The organism is Halomonas sp. JB37 (assembly GCF_002332255.1).
GTDB lineage: Bacteria > Pseudomonadota > Gammaproteobacteria > Pseudomonadales > Halomonadaceae > Vreelandella > Vreelandella casei.
Genome location: NZ_NRGW01000001.1, coordinates 2055900 through 2070042, shown reverse-complemented (window position 1 = coordinate 2070042; position 14143 = coordinate 2055900). Strand labels below are relative to the sequence as shown.

Here is a 14143-nt window from a genome sequence, read left to right as displayed (position 1 = left end):
TTTCAACGCACCACCCGCCACTGCACAATCGGGTAGCTGGCTTTCCAGCCCCGGCGTTGGCCGATAGGCGCGGCAATGGCCAGCTCAAGGCGATAAAGATCGCCGCCTATCGCCTGATGCCAGTGCGCCAGCAGCGCTTCTGATTCCAACGTAACGGCATTGACAACAACCCGCACGCCCGCTGGCAGGCGCTGCCATAACTGTTCTAAAAGCGCTTGAGAAAGCCCGCCGCCGATAAATACTGCCTGCGGCAGCGGCGCATTTGCCAGCGCTTCCAGCGCATCGCCTTCTTTGACGTCTAGCCAGTCAACGCCAAGATGCTGGGCATTGCTGCGCGCCCGCGCGGCCCGCTCAGCGTGATGCTCAAAACCAATGGCCTGATTGTCAGGGTGAGCTAGCAGCCACTCAATGGCGATGGAGCCTGAGCCGGTGCCGATATCCCACAGCCGCTCACCGGGTTTAGGGGCCAGCGCTGCCAGCGTCATAGCGCGCACAGGCTGCTTGGTGATTTGCCCATCGTGGTCAAAAAAGCTGTCGGCAAGGCCGGGCGTGAGTGGAATAGACGGGCCGTCACCGGCCACAAGAATGCCCAGCGCTACCGGATGAGTGATATCCGACGGCAGCGTCTCGCTCATACTCAGCGTGCGGATTCGCTGGTTTTCACCGCCTAACGATTCAAGCAGGGTTAGCTGAGACTCCGCAAAGCCAAACTGCACAACAAGCGAGGCCAGCTCGGCCACCGCATCGGCGTCTCTTACCAGCACCAGTAAGCGCCTGCCGGCATGCAGATACGGCCGAATGCGGGTCAGCGGCTTGGCATGCAGGCCCAGGCAGGTGCAGCGCTCTAACGGCCAAGCCAAATGCGAGGCCGCTAGGCTAAACGTTGAGGGCGAAGGGATAGCCGTCCATTCGCTGGCAAGCAGGTGAGGCGTCAGGCTTGTGCCGGCACCAAACCAGAACGGGTCACCGGACACCAGCATCACGACTCGGCGGCCCCGCTCGTTCAGCAACTCGGCAATACCCTCGGCAAACGGCACCGGCCACTCGCGAACCGCCGCATTGAGTGGCGGCAAAAGGCGCAAGTGGCGGCGCGCACCGAATACTACCTCGGCATCCGCCAGCTGCTGACGGCTTGCCGCCGTCAATCCCTCTGTGCCACTCTCCCCCCAGCCTAAAACTGTCAGCCAGGGAGTGTTGTTAATCTCAGCCATGATAAACGTCCTGATTCTTGGCGGAACGAGTGAAGCCAGCGCCCTGGCCTGCGCCGTTGCTGAACGTGGGCTTCCGGCCATCTTTAGCTACGCAGGCCGCGTCAGTGCGCCAAAGCCCCAACCGCTTCCTACCCGCGTGGGGGGCTTTGGCGGCGTGGATGGCCTTATCGCGTTTATTAAGCACGCGGGTATTACCCATATCGTCGATGCCACCCACCCTTTCGCTGCGCAAATGAGCCGCAACGCGCTGAGTGCCGCGGCGCAAAGCGGTGTGGCTATGCTGGCCTTAACTCGCCCCGCTTGGCAGCCTAAGCAAGGCGACCAATGGCAGCCAGTGGCGAGTATTGATGGCGCCGTGGCCGCGTTGGCCGGCCCACCCCAGCGCGTGCTGCTAGCGATTGGTCGCCTACATCTGAAAGCATTCAGCGCGCAGCCCCAGCATCACTACGTGCTGCGGCTGATTGACCCGCCAACTGAAACGCCGCCGCTGGCTCATTTTACCACCACGCTAGACAGAGGCCCGTTCACTCTCGATGGCGATTTAGCGCTACTAAAAACGCAGCGTATCGAGCGTATTGTTTGCAAAAACGCTGGCGGCGAAGGCGCCGCGGCTAAGCTTGCGGCTGCGCGTCAACTGAAGATACCCGTGATGATGATCGAACGGCCGATGCTGCCAGCGCGTCGTGAAGTTCATTGTGTCGATGACGTGCTTGCGTGGATTAACTCAGCATACTGACCTTGGGGTATACACCAGCGGAGCCTGGTCTTCATCCGCGCCTGGGCTTTTCATTCGCTCAATTCGGCGCGTTTGGCTAGAGCCGACAATCACCAGCGTGCGCATATCGGCCATTTCTGGCGTTGCTTTGGCTAGGGTCGTCACGCCAATCGCCTCATCGGGCGTGGAAACCGCTCGGGCAAAGATGATCAAACGCTCGGGCTCACACACCTCACGCAATACCTTCAACGTGCGCTCAAACCCTACCGGCCTTGCCTTGGAACGCGGGTTGTAAAACGCCATGGCGAAATCGGCCTCTGCCGAGAGGCGCAGGCGCTTTTCAATCAGCGACCAGGGCTTAAGGTTGTCGGATAAATTAATACAGCAAAAATCATGGCCGAGCGGTGCGCCTGCCCGTGCGCTGGCTGCCAGCATGGCGGAAATACCCGGCAACACCTGAATATCTATTGATCGCCAACGCGAGTCGCCTGCCTCTAGTGCCTCAAACACGGCGGATGCCATGGCAAAAACACCCGGGTCGCCGGAAGAAACTACTGCAACGCGATGCCCCTCAAACGCGAGCTGCAGCGCCTGTTCAGCACGATTAATCTCTTCGCGATTATCTGAACCATGGCGAATAAGCCCTTCACGTGGCGCGACCCGATTAACGTAGGGCACATAGCCCACCACATCAGACGCCTCTAACAGCGCGGCCGAGACCTCGGGCGTGATCATGCTCGCCGCCCCCGGACCTAAGCCAACAATTTTTAGCCATCCGCTCATGGGCGCCTGCCGTTGCCGTGGATCAGCACAATCGAGAAATAAGGCACGTTCTCAGTTCCTTCAGCTAGCGGATCAAGATCGCTTAGCGGCAGCACGCGCTGCTGCGCCATCGCCGCGTACTCGATTAGCCACGCCTGATGCTCACGGCCAGCCGTTACCAGCGCCCGTCGCAGCTTGTTAAGGTTGCGGCCGATTTTCATGACGACCAGCGCGTCGGTCTGGGCGATCCGCTCCGCCAGTGCTTGCTCAGGGAGCGTTGCCATGAGGACGGTCAGAATGTCATCGCCCCAGGTGATCGGCTGCCCGGTAGCGGTCCAGGCCGCCGACATACCGGTAATTCCCGGCACTACTGAAACCGATACCTGGTTAAGTAGCCGCGTATAGAGATGCATAAACGAGCCGTAGAAGAACGGATCGCCTTCGCAGAGCACCACCACGTCGCAGCCGGCGTTGGCCATCTCAATCAGCTGGGCAACGCTCTGCTCATAAAAAGACGACAGCAAGGCGTTATAGCGCGGGTCATCCACCGGAATTTCCGTGGTCACCGGATATTCCATGGGCAGCTCAATAACATCCGGTGCCAGCAGGCCTTCAACGATGCTGCGCGCATGGCCTTTACGGCCCTTCTTACGAAAATAGGCAATGTGCGTGGCCTGGCGAATCAACCGGTCGGCCCGCACGCTCATTAGGTCCTGACTCCCCGGCCCCAGGCCAACGCCCACAACGCTTCCCTGGGTCGTTCGGGTTCCCTGGGTCATTCGCTACGATCCGCCAGCGCATTGAGGGCTGCGACCGTCACCGCGCTGCCGCCTAAGCGGCCGCGCACGATACAGCTGGGGATGGCAAAATTCTCCCACAGCGCCTGCTTTGATTCCGCCGCCCCCACAAACCCAACCGGGCAGCCGATCACCGCCGCTGGGCGCGGGCAGCTAGGGTCTTCGAGCATATTTAAAAGATGAAACAGCGCGGTCGGCGCATTGCCAATCGCCACCACGGCACCTTCAAGATGCGGGCGCCAAAGTTCAAGCGCCGCCGCCGAGCGGGTATTAGCCATCTGTTGAGCCATGCCCGGCACGCGTTCATCGCGCAAGGTACAGATCACCTCGTTGTTGGCCGGCAAGCGCTTGCGGGTAATGCCTTCAGAGACCATATGCGCATCGCAGAGGATCGGCGCGCCCTGCTCTAATGCTGAGCGTGCGCGGTTAACCGCATCGTTTTGAAAATGAATATGCGCGGCAAGCTCGACCAGCCCGGCGGCGTGAATCATACGAACCGCTACCGGCTCTTCTTCTGGCGAAAAGCGGCTCAGTTCTGCTTCGCGTCGGATAATCGCAAAAGATTCCCGGTAAATCGCCGGTCCGCTTGTTTCGTACTTATAGGGCACCCAAATTCTCCAGATATGCAATTACCTCAGCATCACTGAGGCCTGTCTGAACCGGCGTGCTGTCGGCACGGCCGTTGACGATAAGATTAAATTTTCCAGCATGGCCCACTAAACAGACCGCTGCAGCCTGTTGCCGGGCACAGCCCTTGGCGCAGCCCGACACGTGAAGAGACGTTTCTACCAGGCCACTCAATCGCTCAGCCAATGGCTGCGTGGCGACACTTGCCTGTGCGCAGTAAGGCGCGCCGGGGCAAGCATCTATCAATAGTCGCGAGTCACTGCTATCGCTGATCAAGCCTTCTACCGCGGGCAAGGCTGTGCCTTCAGTCAGCGCTTGCTTGACCACCAAACGCCGCCAGGGTGTGACGCGTAGGTGAGTCACAGACGCCGGGGTCACGGCTTTGCGCCAGGCGGTGGCCGGCGCACGGCCAAACGGCAGCCCATAGACCATCCCGCAGGCCTGTTTACCAAGTGCGCGGCTTGCCGCTGGCTGCGCCGGGCGCACGCTGGCGGGTGCCCACGGGGGCAACGCTACCTGGTGTCGGCGCATGCGCCCTGCCTGGCTTCCGCCGCTTTCCACAAACCAATGTGTCAAGCGAATCAAGTGCTCAACGGCGGCCTCAATCGAGTCCACTGGCGTGCCACGCTGATACCCCTCTGCGCGCACCATCAAGCCACCCGATTCTGAACGTTCAATACGAAAATCTGCCGCAGCGTCGCTCAGTACCGGGGCGTCTCCTGCATCAATCGCAATGCCGACCTTGCCTGGCATGATGGCCAGCGCATTGCGCCTTGCTTGCAACAAACGTGCACCGGTGTGCGTGTCATCGCCTATTTGCCAGCCGGGGGCCAGCATGATGGGCGGCAGGCGCTCGGCCCCTGGGTTGGCATCCACCAGGCCGTTTTCAACCAGAAAGCTCATGAGCGCAGGCCAGCTAGCGTCGGTTACTCCGCGCAGCTGGATATTGGCTCGGCTGGTGAGCTCTATTAAGCCGTTACCAAACGTATCTGCCGCCTCACACAGGGCCAGCACCTGGGCACGCGAAAGCTCGCCCATGGGCGGGCGAACTCTTACCAGCAGGCCATCGCCGGTTTGCATAGGCTGCCACGCGCCGGGGCACCAACCTTTGATACCAGGGCTGAGCGCCTCTTCGCGCGTATTAATGGCCATAGCGGCCGGTCTCTTTGGCTTCATCTATTGCCAGCAGCAGGTCTTGCAGCGCCTGCCCCTGCTCGCCCGGATCTTGCCACATGCCGCGCTGGGCCGCTTCAAGCAGCCGTTCGGCCATTTCCTCAAGCGCGGCAGGATTATGCTCACGCAAAAACTGCTGGCTGGCCGGGTCAAGCACGAAGGCCTCGCTGATCTGGGCGTACTGATAGTCCGCGACTAAATCAGTGGTGGCGTCGTAGGCAAACAGATAGTCCACGGTGGCGGCCATTTCAAACGCGCCTTTGTAACCGTGCTCGCGCATCGCATTTATCCACTTCGGATTCAGCACACGCGAGCGAATAACGCGGGCAAGCTCTTCTTTCAGCGTGCGAATCTTGGGGGCGGCCGGGTTAGCGTGATCCGCGTGATAAATGGTCGGCGCATGGCCGCTTAGCGCACGAGTGGCATTGGCCATGCCGCCTTGAAAAGCGTAATAGCTGTTGGAATCAAGAATATCGTGCTCGCGGTTATCCTGGTTTTGCATCACCGCGTCCAGCTCTTTGAGCTGCTGTTCAAACGCCTTGCGTGCGCCAACGCCCGACTCTTTAAACTGCCCATAGGCGTAGGCGCCTGCGTCTAAATACGCCTCGGCCAAGTCGTCAGCACTGTTCCAAGCGCGGCTTTCGATCAGCCGATTAAGACCGGCGCCGTACTCACCGGGCTTGCTGCCAAAAATACGGTAGCGGGCCTGCTGAGCGGCGCTTTCAGAAGACATTCCTTGAGCTTCAAGCGTGCGCTGCTGGCTGAGCACAGCCGTTCGAATGGTATTGCTGTCGCCCGGCTCTTGATACTCGGCAACGGCTTGCACCGCGGCATCGAATAGCCGAATGACGTTAGGAAACGCGTCGCGGAAAAAGCCGGAAACGCGCAAGGTGACGTCGACGCGCGGGCGGTTCAGCAGCATCGATGGGATCACTTCAAAATCGAACACCCGCTGCGAGCCCAGCGACCATTTAGGCCGCACGCCCATCAGCGCGAAGGCCTGGGCGATGTCATCACCGCCGGTACGCATGGTGGCGGTGCCCCAAATCGACAGACCCAGACGGCGCGGGTAGTCGCCGTTATCCTGCAGGTAGCGCTCTACGAATGCCTGCGCTGATTTCTGCCCCAGCGTCCAGGCCGCCGGTGAGGGAATCGAGCGGTTATCCACGCTAAAGAAGTTACGCCCGGTAGGCAGCGTGTCTAGCCGCCCTCGGCTAGGCGTGCCGCTTGGCCCAGCGGGCACGAACAGACCGTCCAGCCCATCCAATAGCGACTGAATCTCCATTTTCACGCCGCGCTGCATAGCGACCCACAGATGTTCGCGGGCATAGCGCAGCTGCGCCGCGGTGGCAGGATAGGCATGGGCGAGTTCAACGAGGCAGCCCTGGGCGAGAACGTACTCGGTAATAAGCTGCTCGGCCAATAGTTCCAGCCGCTCACGGGTATCCGCACCGGTTCGCCAAGCATCGCTGAGCTGGCTGGCCAATAGTGCCGGGCGCGGGCCGTTCCAGGGTTCACTGCTGGCCGCCAGCGGGTCAAAGGGGGAAGCGTCGTTCAATAGCCCCAGGTCATCGGCTAGATTATGCAGCAGGCCGCGCTGAGCAGCCGCCTCGCCACGCGGCAGCCTCAGTAGCGCTACCAGCGTACCCGCTAGCTTCTCCTGCGGTGGCAGCGTGCCGAGAATGTGCAGGCCGTGGCGTATCTGCGACTCTTTAATATCGCAAAGGAAGGTATCCAGCTCATTGAGAATCTCGCTGTCACAGCTGCTATCAACAGCGCGGGCAAGTTCCTGGTCGATGCCGGTTGCGCGCAGGTGGCTCAAAATCTGCTCACGAATCAGCGCTTCGCGCCGGGGGTCCATATCCAGCGCCTGATAATACTCATCACACAGCGCTTCAAGCTCGGCCATCGGCCCGTACAGTTCAGCCCGCGCCAGAGGCGGCATTAGGTGATCAATGATCACCGCTTGGCTTCTACGCTTAGCCTGGGCACCTTCACCGGGGTCGTTGACGATAAACGGGTAGAAATGCGGCAGCGGCCCCAGCGCGATATCCGGCCAGCAGTCGGCACTTAGCGCCGTGCTTTTGCCCGGTAGCCATTCTAAATTGCCGTGCTTGCCCACGTGCACCACGGCATCAACGTGATAGTGCTCGCGTAGCCAAAGATAAAACGCCAAGTAGCTATGCGGCGGTACCAACTGCATATCGTGGTACGACTGCGTTAAGTCAATGTTCGGGTCGTCACAAAACTCACGTTCAGGCTGAATACCGACGAACGTTTCCCCCAGGCGAACACCGGAAATCATCAGCCGCCCCTGCCGGCATTTGGGGTCATCTGCGGGTGCGCCCCATCGTGCCCACACGGCTTCTTGGAGCGTGGCGGGCAGCGTTTGAAACCAGCTTAAATACTCATCAACGCCAATACTTTGCCAGCAAACGCGCTGGTCGAGGCTTTCGTGATCATTGGTGACTGCACCCTGCAGCAGGCGAATCAGCGCATCGCCATCACTAGGGATATCGTTGACCGGGTAGCCCGATGAAGCCAGCGCGTTTATGAGTTTTAGCGTTGAAGCGGGTGTATCCAACCCCACGCCATTGCCAATACGCCCATCGCGGTTGGGGTAGTTCGCCATGATCAGTGCGACACGTTTTTCAGCGTTGGGCGTTTGCCGCAGGTCGCAAAACCGACGTGCCAGCGTGGCGACAAACGCTGCGCGTTCAGGATGCAGCGTGTGATGCGTGACCGACAGCTGGCTGCGGGCATTGTAGTGTGCTTCGGCCTTAAACCCGACGGCGCGAGTGATGATGCGCCCGTCCATTTCAGGTAGCACTATCTGCATCGCCACGTCGCGGCTATGTAGCCCCGCGGCCATTGCCTGCCAGTCCTCAGCTGTGCTGCTGGCCATCATGGCCTGGAGCACCACGGGGCTGCCGACAAACAGGCTGCCCGAAACATCACTGCCCTGCTCGCTACTGAGGGCATCGACCTCGTCGGTATTACGGTTGACCGAAAAGCTGGTGGTATTGATCACCAGCATGGCACCGGTTTGCTCAATAAGATGATTGGCAAACGCGATACAGGGCCCCTCTTTTAGCGATGCTACGGCCACGGCTAACGGCTCAAGCCCTTGGGCTTTAAGCGCATCAATCATGCCGTCGGGCACGGCGGTATTGCCGCCCTGCAGATGGCTGCGATAAAACAGCAGTAAGCAAACAGGTCGCTCAGCAACACGCTGATCACGCCATTCACTTAGGCTCACCGCCTGGCGCCCGCTTACCTGCGGCACATAGATAACCGCCGCGGGGATCACCTTCGGCTCTTGCCACGGCTGAGCGTGGGCTAAACACTCGCTACCCACAAAGCGCAGCAGTTGCTCGGCATTGTCAACGCCGCCTTCGCGCAGGTAGCGCCACACGCGGTAGGCAGCGTCAAAGCTCACGCTCGAATCGTTCAGTAGCGCATCGTCCGGTGCATCACAGCCGGGGACCATAATCAGCTGGCGCTCAGGTTTCGCCGCAGCCCAGGCCAACAAGCGCTCATGACCGTAAGGCCAATAGCCCTTGCCGCCTAACAGCGAAACGATCACCAGCCTGGCTTTTTCAAGCACGCGATCTTCATAGAGATCAAAGGCCGCCGGCTTTACCAGATTCATCCAGTTCGCCAGCCTCACCGACGGGTAATCATCGCCCAGGCGGTCAACCGCCTGAGCCAGCGCCGACAGGTTGCTGTCAGCCGCTGACATAATGACGACCTCGGCGGGGCTTTGTTGCAGGTCGACGATACCTTCATCGTCAACAAAGCCCCCAGGCTTGGCAGCGAAAAGATGCATTAAGCGCTAACCGTGCGCTCAGCGCTGGATAGCGCCGCCTGAATATCGTCGCGGTTAAGCGCTTTACCAATAATGACCAGTTGGGTTTGGCGACGCTCATCCTGCCCCCAAAGCCTGTCGAAGTAGCCGTCTAGCCGTTCGCCTACCGCTTGAATTACGCGGCGCATCGGCTTGCCGGGAACCGCCGCAAAGCCTTTAGCCCGATAGATTTCCTGTGTTTCTAGCAGCTGCTGAAGCTGGGCTGCCAGAACGTCGGCATCGACTTCGCCGAGCGTTATCACGCAAGAATCAAAATGATCGTGGGCGTGGTCGTGGTGCGCGCCTTCAGCGTGATGTTTGTCGTGGTGGTTGGCGATACGGTCGATGTTCTCTTCGCTAGCCGCGCCAATGCCCATTAATGCCTCTAGCTGCGCGGTGTCGGTCGCCAGCGTTTGGTCGATAAACAGGATTTTGACCGACGCTGGCACCCGCGCTTTTACTAGCGTCTCCACGCGGGCCTTTTCCTCTGCGCTTAGCAGGTCGGTCTTGGTGACCAAGACTAAATCCGCGGCGCTGAGCTGATCGTCAAGCAGTTCACGCAGGCTCGGGTCGTGATCAAGGCTTTCGTCAGCTAAACGCTGCGCAGCCACTTTACCTTCGTCGCTGGCAAAACGGCCGGCGGCCACGGCAGGCCCATCGATGACGGTAATAATTGCATCTACGGTGCAGTGGCTGCGCACTTCCGGCCAGTTAAATGCCTGCACCAGCGGCTTGGGCAGCGCCAGCCCGCTGGTTTCAATTAAAATGTGGTCGATATCATTACGCCGTGCGACCAGCTTTTTCATCACTGGCAAAAATTCTTCTTCCACAGTGCAACAGATACAGCCATTGGCCAGCTCGTAAATACTGCCGTCCTCGCCGTCCATCGGCTGTTCGCCTTCGCAACCGAGCGCGCAGCTACGCAGCAGGCTCGAATCTATGTCCTGCTCGCCAAATTCGTTGACGATCACCGCAATGCGCTTGCCGGTCACTTGACGCAGAATATTGGCCAGCAGCGTCGTTTTACCGCTGCCGAGAAAACCGGTGACGACCGTGGCGGGGATTTTATTTAGCTGCATGCGTTAAATTCCTCTGTGGCGCTAGGCTGCGCTGATGCTGCTGAGCCGCTGAACAGGCTCGCGACCGCGGCAGGATTATTAGGAAAGAAAAAGTGAAGATACGATGCGGTTAACTGGCGCTGGCGATAAATCGGCTCGCCCGGTGCGGGGTGGCGCTGACGGCGGCCGTGGGCAATGGGCTCAGGCGTGCCTTCTGCCATTGAGCGATGATGCGCATGCCCGCGAAGAGCACCTTCCGCCAAGTCGGCGGTTTGCATTCCCTGGCAGCCTCTTCGTCCGCGCATGGCGCCTTGCCCTGGCAGTAGGCCCAGCATCGTATGGGTGTTCTCGTCGTAGTCGGTCAGCGTGTCCAAACAGTAGAGCATGCCGCCACACTCAGCGAGAATGGGCTTGCCTGCGCTATAAAAGCGCTGAATATCCTCGCGCATACTGGCATTCTCAGCCAACGTTGAGGCATGCAGCTCAGGATAACCACCGGGCAGCCAAAGCGCATCGCACAAGGGTAAACGGCGCTCGCTCAGCGGTGAGAAAAAGCATAGCTTCGCGCCCATCTGCTCAAGCAGGTCCAAATTGGCCTGATAGATAAAGCTAAACGCCGCATCTTTAGCTACACCAATGGTCTGGCCCGCCAGCGATGATGGCACTGACGGCACATGGCCTTGCGCAGCGGTGAACGTTACGGGTGCTATTTTCATCAGCGCCGTCGCCAGCCCGGCGGCGTCTAATGCGCTGGCGGCCGCTTCAAAGCGCGCTTCCAAATCATCACGAATCTCGTCTGCCTGAACCAACCCCAGGTGACGTTCGGGAAGCGTTAAGGCGGGGTCGCGCGGCAATGCGGCAAGTAGCGGAATCGAGGGCGGTAGCGCTGACTCAATCAGCTCGCGATGTCGCTGCGTGCCGCAGGCGTTGGCGATCATGCCTGCGATGAGAAGGTCATCACGAAAGCCTGCAAGGCCCGACATCAAGGCGGCCGCCGTTTGTGCCATGCCTTTAACGTCCATCACGATCACCAGCGGCAACTCGAACAGCGCAGCCAAATCGGCGCTGGAAGGCTCGCCATCGAAAAGGCCCATGGCGCCTTCCACCAAAATAATATCGGCACTCACCGCCGCTTGATAAAAACGCTGCCGGCAGTAGGCCTCGCCGGCCATCCACAGATCTAGCTGGTCTACGGGCTGGCCCGATGCTTGCGCCAATATTTGCGGGTCCAGATAATCAGGGCCAGTTTTAAATACTCTGACTACTTTGCCCTGGTTGCGCAGCAGGCGTGCCAGCCCCGCCGTGACGGTTGTTTTGCCCTGCCCTGAAGAAGGTGCGGCGATAAATAGCGCCGGGCAGCTAGCGCTTGGCAAAGATGTCGTCATCAGTACTCGATCCCCGCCTGAGCTTTAACGCCGTTACGAAACGCGTGACGGTCATCCTGTACGGTGCTGATGGTATCGGCGATTTCCTGCAGCGGCAGCGCCATGGTTCGGCCGGTGATAATCACATTTTGGTGGGCGGGTCGGCGTAAAAGCGCCTCGACAATAGGCGCCGTGTCTAAATAGTCGTATTTGAACATGTAGCTCATTTCGTCCAATACGATAACGTTGTAGGCAGGGTCTTCTAACAGCCCCCGGGCGATTTCCCAGGCGGCTTCGGCGGCTTCGATATCGCGCTGTCGATCCTGGGTTTCCCAGGTAAAGCCCTGGCCCATAATGTGCCAGTCAAGCTGAGGGTGATCGCGAAAAAACAGATATTCACCGGTCTCACGGCGGCCTTTAATAAACTGAATGACCGCGCCTTTTTGGCCATGGCCTAACGAACGCGCCAGCGTGCCGAAAGCAGAACTGCTCTTTCCTTTGCCGTTTCCTTTTAGCAAAATCAATACACCGCGCTCTTCAGATGCACGCGCTATTCGCTCGTCGATAACTTCTTTCTTACGCTGCATACGGTCTAGGTGGCTGCTATCGCTCATGCTGGCTCCTGGGTGGGCGGTGTCCAATAGAGTGCGCCAAGCTGCTGAGCAAGACGCGCTGCCTGGCCACGTTTAACGAAGGACTGTTCGGCATCCATGACCACGCAGTCGCCAAGCGGCGGCAGGCCAGCGACGGACTCTCGGGTACGCCCATCGGTCATTAGGTAAGTACGGATAAGTAAGCCGGGGTCGCGGCGCTGCCACTGACGAATCAACTGGCCTGCGTGAGCAACCGCTTTACGTAGCGGTGTGCCGCCGCCGCCATCGGTGGCATTCAATAAGGCCTGCACACTTTTGGGAGCACGCTGTCGTGGCAGTAGGCACGCCAGCGTGTCGTTACCAAACCCGACTATCGCCACTTGCTCACGAGCTGAATAAGCTTGACGAGTAAGGCTATCGACCCATCCTTTGGTCTGGCCCAAAAGCCGCTTACCGAGCGTCGAGCCGGAGGTATCAAGCAATACCAAATGCACCCGCGGCTGACCGGTTCGCGCCTTGCGATAGCGCAGCTGACGCCAGGGCCACTGACCGCGATTTGCGATCAAAGTGCCAAACCAATCGGGGCGAAACGCTGCAGCTGGCGGCTTACTGGCTCGCCCCTGCCCCAACGCAAGGCCCTTACGCGTGCCGCCGTTAAACAGCGAGTGTTTCCCAAAGGGCCGAGCTAATAATGCAGGCAGCGTAAGCGGCTGACTTTCTAGCATGTTCTGCGCCATGGGCGGCATAGCGCCCCATTGCCCGTGTGAAGCTGAGTGCTCGTCAGTATTACTTGACGACACTGAGCTGCCGGGGTCTTGGCCCGATTCTTGAGGCGATGACGGTGAAGATGGTGGCGGTGAAGATGGCGGCTCAGCAGACTTATCGTCAGAGCGCGTACGCCGATGGGCCAGCACCCACGGCTCAACGCTATCGACATCTTCCTGGCTGATCGTCGTATCACCACGCCAGGCAGCGTGGGCCTGCGCAGCGCGGTGCCAGGTGACATCGGCGCGCATACCTTCAACCCCTGCTGCTTCGCAGCGCTTAGCGATGTGCTCGTAAACCCAGGCAGATGCCGTTACCGTCGCCAGCCCTCGGCGCGCATGCTCTACACGGCTGACGAGCGCAGCTTGTTCGTCGGCAAAGCCTGCTATAAAACTAGCGGGATCGCGATCAAAGGCATCGCGCTGCTGCACAATGGCGATGCGCGCTTCAATACTGACGTTAGGCGGCTGCTCAAGGCACAGTCCAAAGCGGTCAAGTAACTGGGGGCGAAGCTCGCCCTCATCGGGGTTCATGGTGCCGATTAGGCTAAAGCGCGCTGGATGCGAATGGCTAATGCCGTCGCGTTCGACGATGTTGATACCGCTGGCCGCGACATCGAGCAGTAAATCGACCAGCGTATCGGCCAGTAAATTCACTTCATCGACGTATAAAATCCCGCCATCGGCTTTGGCCAATAGCCCTTCATGGAACGTGGCTTCACGCTCAGTGAGTATCTTTTGCAGATCAAGGCTGCCGGTTAGGCGGTCTTCGCTGGCGCCAAGCGGCAAGGTGACAAACGGTGGTTTTCGCTTCTCGCCCTCAGGCAAAATGGCCGCTAGCGCCCGCGCAAGGGTCGATTTCGCGCTACCGCGTGGCCCGCTAATCAGCACCCCGCCAATACGCGGATTAATCACGTTCAGCAGCAGCGCTGTTTTAAGCGACGTCTGACCGACCACGGCGGTAAAGGGAAACTCAACCACAGGCATCACCATGGGCAAAAGGAGCCAAGTTAATACATTAAACGGCGTAGGGACACCGCCTCACGCGTGAAAATTATTCATACCTGACAAGAACATAACGATAGAGCCAAGCGTTAAGAAAGTGACTACAATGACCGTCCAGTATAGTGGAAGGCGTTAGATAGAGGCCAGCCTATCACGCCAGCACGTCACCAACCGCAAAGGCCTTGCGTGCTTTATTCTCTCGTCTTCGGCAGTCCGTCGAGTCTTTC

The 14143-nt window shown here is 59.4% G+C and carries 11 protein-coding genes; 1 reads left to right on the top strand and 10 read right to left on the bottom strand.

Features of this window, described 5'->3' with window-relative positions:
• Positions 1-2: 2 nt before the first annotated feature.
• Complete coding sequence (gene cbiE, locus CIK78_RS09575) at positions 3-1211, bottom strand: precorrin-6y C5,15-methyltransferase (decarboxylating) subunit CbiE (RefSeq protein ID WP_096279461.1); 1209 nt, start codon at positions 1209-1211, stop codon at positions 3-5.
• Here cbiE and CIK78_RS09570 point away from each other — a divergent pair.
• Positions 1210-1947: a cobalt-precorrin-6A reductase gene (locus tag CIK78_RS09570; RefSeq protein WP_096279459.1), complete on the top strand. Its 738-nt coding sequence runs from the start codon at positions 1210-1212 to the stop codon at positions 1945-1947. The genes cbiE and CIK78_RS09570 overlap by 2 nt on opposite strands.
• Here CIK78_RS09570 and cobJ read toward each other — a convergent pair.
• The 9 genes from cobJ to CIK78_RS09525 are packed head-to-tail and all read right to left on the bottom strand — an operon-like array spanning position 1936 to position 13898.
• Entirely contained in the window at positions 1936-2709 is a 774-nt protein-coding gene (cobJ, locus tag CIK78_RS09565; RefSeq protein WP_096279457.1) for a precorrin-3B C(17)-methyltransferase, read from the bottom strand. The genes CIK78_RS09570 and cobJ overlap by 12 nt on opposite strands.
• A complete protein-coding gene (locus tag CIK78_RS09560) occupies positions 2706-3467 on the bottom strand; it encodes a precorrin-2 C(20)-methyltransferase (RefSeq protein WP_096279455.1) in 762 nt (253 codons plus the stop codon). Before CIK78_RS09560 ends, cobJ begins: the two co-directional genes overlap by 4 nt.
• A complete protein-coding gene (locus CIK78_RS09555) occupies positions 3464-4093 on the bottom strand; it encodes a precorrin-8X methylmutase (protein ID WP_096279453.1) in 630 nt (209 codons plus the stop codon). The genes CIK78_RS09560 and CIK78_RS09555 overlap by 4 nt, the downstream gene beginning before the upstream one ends.
• The gene (locus CIK78_RS09550; RefSeq protein ID WP_096279451.1) at positions 4083-5264 is read right to left on the bottom strand and encodes a cobalamin biosynthesis protein CobG; all 1182 of its coding nucleotides are present in this window, start codon (positions 5262-5264) and stop codon (positions 4083-4085) included. The genes CIK78_RS09555 and CIK78_RS09550 overlap by 11 nt, the downstream gene beginning before the upstream one ends.
• The gene (gene cobN, locus CIK78_RS09545; RefSeq protein ID WP_096279449.1) at positions 5254-9114 is read right to left on the bottom strand and encodes a cobaltochelatase subunit CobN; all 3861 of its coding nucleotides are present in this window, start codon (positions 9112-9114) and stop codon (positions 5254-5256) included. The genes CIK78_RS09550 and cobN overlap by 11 nt, the downstream gene beginning before the upstream one ends.
• The gene (gene cobW, locus CIK78_RS09540) at positions 9114-10211 is read right to left on the bottom strand and encodes a cobalamin biosynthesis protein CobW (RefSeq protein ID WP_096279447.1); all 1098 of its coding nucleotides are present in this window, start codon (positions 10209-10211) and stop codon (positions 9114-9116) included. The genes cobN and cobW overlap by 1 nt, the downstream gene beginning before the upstream one ends.
• The gene (locus CIK78_RS09535) at positions 10202-11575 is read right to left on the bottom strand and encodes a cobyrinate a,c-diamide synthase (protein ID WP_096279445.1); all 1374 of its coding nucleotides are present in this window, start codon (positions 11573-11575) and stop codon (positions 10202-10204) included. Before CIK78_RS09535 ends, cobW begins: the two co-directional genes overlap by 10 nt.
• Positions 11575-12168: a cob(I)yrinic acid a,c-diamide adenosyltransferase gene (gene cobO, locus CIK78_RS09530; protein WP_096279443.1), complete on the bottom strand. Its 594-nt coding sequence runs from the start codon at positions 12166-12168 to the stop codon at positions 11575-11577. The genes CIK78_RS09535 and cobO overlap by 1 nt, the downstream gene beginning before the upstream one ends.
• On the bottom strand, positions 12165-13898 hold the full coding sequence (locus tag CIK78_RS09525) for an AAA family ATPase (RefSeq protein ID WP_225734503.1): 1734 nt from the start codon (positions 13896-13898) through the stop codon (positions 12165-12167). The genes cobO and CIK78_RS09525 overlap by 4 nt, the downstream gene beginning before the upstream one ends.
• Between the last annotated feature and the right edge of the window lie 245 nt (positions 13899-14143).

What these genes read in the sequence shown, in the direction of transcription:
- cobW (WP_096279447.1), bottom strand. Translation starts at nt 10,211, where the DNA reads ATGCAGCTAAATAAAATCCCCGCCACGGTCGTCACCGGTTTTCTCGGC.
- CIK78_RS09550 (WP_096279451.1), bottom strand. Translation starts at nt 5,264, where the DNA reads ATGGCCATTAATACGCGCGAAGAGGCGCTCAGCCCTGGTATCAAAGGT.
- cobJ (WP_096279457.1), bottom strand. Translation starts at nt 2,709, where the DNA reads ATGAGCGGATGGCTAAAAATTGTTGGCTTAGGTCCGGGGGCGGCGAGC.
- CIK78_RS09560 (WP_096279455.1), bottom strand. Translation starts at nt 3,467, where the DNA reads ATGACCCAGGGAACCCGAACGACCCAGGGAAGCGTTGTGGGCGTTGGC.
- cobN (WP_096279449.1), bottom strand. Translation starts at nt 9,114, where the DNA reads ATGCATCTTTTCGCTGCCAAGCCTGGGGGCTTTGTTGACGATGAAGGT.
- cbiE (WP_096279461.1), bottom strand. Translation starts at nt 1,211, where the DNA reads ATGGCTGAGATTAACAACACTCCCTGGCTGACAGTTTTAGGCTGGGGG.
- cobO (WP_096279443.1), bottom strand. Translation starts at nt 12,168, where the DNA reads ATGAGCGATAGCAGCCACCTAGACCGTATGCAGCGTAAGAAAGAAGTT.
- CIK78_RS09525 (WP_225734503.1), bottom strand. Translation starts at nt 13,898, where the DNA reads ATGCCTGTGGTTGAGTTTCCCTTTACCGCCGTGGTCGGTCAGACGTCG.
- CIK78_RS09570 (WP_096279459.1), top strand. Translation starts at nt 1,210, where the DNA reads ATGATAAACGTCCTGATTCTTGGCGGAACGAGTGAAGCCAGCGCCCTG.
- CIK78_RS09535 (WP_096279445.1), bottom strand. Translation starts at nt 11,575, where the DNA reads ATGACGACATCTTTGCCAAGCGCTAGCTGCCCGGCGCTATTTATCGCC.